Here is a 586-nt window from a genome sequence, read left to right on the forward strand (position 1 = left end):
ATGAGGTGACTCGTAAAGTGATGCAGCTCGAGATCGAAGAGGCAGCGTTGACAAAAGAAAAAGATGAACAAAGTCTGGAACGATTGAACCGAATTAAAAAAGACCTAAGCACCCTAAAGGAAAAAGCTGATGCAATGAAGCTTAAGTGGTTAAAGGAAAAAGAAAGCATTGGAGTAGTCCAGGAGAAAAGAGAAGAGTTGGAGAAGCTCAGACGCCAGCTTGAGGAAGCGGAGAGCGACTATGACCTAAACAAAGCAGCAGAATTGCGCCACGGCAAGATTCCTGCAATGGAAAAAGAACTTCAGGCAGTTGAACATGAGATGATGAAGGAGCAGGAGGGAAGGCTGGTCAGAGAAGAAGTAACTGAGGAAGAAGTCGCGAATATCGTGGCCAGATGGACGGGAATTCCTGTCACAAAGCTGGTGGAAGGTGAAAGGGAAAAACTCCTCAAACTCGATATACTATTACATGAACGTGTCATTGGACAAGAAGAAGCGGTAAAACTGGTCAGTGATGCCGTAATACGTGCAAGAGCCGGAATCAAAGATCCTAATCGCCCGATCGGCTCTTTCATTTTCCTGGGTCC

Annotated in this window: 1 pseudogene; it reads left to right on the forward strand. The window is 45.7% G+C overall.

Annotation, left to right across the window (positions count from 1 at the left end):
* Positions 1–586: pseudogene (locus HP456_RS24715) on the forward strand (type VI secretion system ATPase TssH); the annotation flags it as partial.

Source organism: Bacillus haikouensis, from assembly GCF_013179555.1.
GTDB lineage: Bacteria > Bacillota > Bacilli > Bacillales > Bacillaceae_B > Rossellomorea > Rossellomorea haikouensis_A.